Here is a 1101-nt window from a genome sequence, read left to right on the forward strand (position 1 = left end):
AACACGCCAGTTCGCCCGGATGTTGGGACTTGAACCGAAGAACACGGCGGTGCGGAGTCCGGAGAGTAACGGAATAGCAGAGAGCTTCGTGAAAACGATAAAGCGTGACTACATCAGTATCATGCCCAAACCAGACGGGTTAACGGCAGCAAAGAACCTTGCAGAGGCGTTCGAGCATTATAACGAATGGCATCCGCATAGTGCGCTGGGTTATCGCTCGCCACGGGAATATCTGCGGCAGCGGGCTTGTAATGGGTTAAGTGATAACAGATGTCTGGAAATATAGGGGCAAATCCAGCGCGCCCGTGGGTAGATTCTGGCAAAGTGCAATTAAGAACATTGTTGGTTGGGGTTATCAAGCCAGAAAGCCCGGCGACAGCAGCGGCAATTCTTGCCTCCAAAGATCCCGCAAAAACCTGGCAACAATATAAAGCCTCTGGTGGCAAGCTTAAGCTAAACGTGCCTGCAAACGTAAGTACAGAGCAAATGAAAGTGTTAAGTGACAATGAGAAACTGATGGACGATCTGGGGGCAAATGTCACGCCGGCTATCTATTACATGAGTAAGGAAAATACGCTACAACAGGCCGTGGGGTTGCCCGATCAGAAAACGCTTAATATCATTATGGGGAATAAATAAAAGGTAATTCATGGATGGTTGAACTATATCTCTGCTTTTCAACCATCCTAAAAAGCATGAATTGCTCGCTCTGCCCTAAGTGGCTGTGCTATTTTAGAAAAACTTAATCCTGAGTTAAGCAAAAAAACATAATCAATAAAAATATATACGCAGAAAAACATTGATTAAGTGAATATATCATGGAAGAAAAATATAACCGGAGTAGTGGGTAATGCTGCCAACTTACTGATTTAGTGTATGATGGTGATTTTAAGGTGCTTGCGTGGCTTCCATTTCCATCAGATGTCCTTCCTGCTCCGCTACTGAAGGCGTGGTGCGTAACGGCAAAAGCACTGCCGGACATCAGCGCTATCTCTGCTCTCATTGCCGTAAAACATGGCAACTACAGTTCACTTACACCGCCTCTCAGCCCGGTACGCACCAGAAAATCATTGATATGGCCATGAATGGCGTCGGATGTCG

Annotated in this window: 2 protein-coding genes and 1 pseudogene; all 3 read left to right on the plus strand. The window is 46.2% G+C overall.

Annotated elements, in window-relative coordinates; all coding sequences use genetic code 11:
- A partial coding sequence (locus BFF42_RS18050; RefSeq protein ID WP_000318964.1) for an integrase core domain-containing protein occupies positions 1-286 on the plus strand: 286 nt, incomplete at its 5' end.
- An 11-nt stretch (positions 287-297) separates the two neighbouring features.
- Positions 298-639: pseudogene (gene dsbG, locus BFF42_RS18055) on the plus strand (thiol:disulfide interchange protein DsbG); the annotation flags it as partial.
- A 262-nt stretch (positions 640-901) separates the two neighbouring features.
- On the plus strand, positions 902-1101 hold a 200-nt coding region (locus BFF42_RS18060), incomplete at its 3' end, for an IS1 family transposase (RefSeq protein ID WP_001638972.1).

The organism is Shigella sp. FC1661, assembly GCF_001712525.1.
GTDB classification, from domain to species: Bacteria; Pseudomonadota; Gammaproteobacteria; order Enterobacterales; family Enterobacteriaceae; genus Escherichia; species Escherichia coli.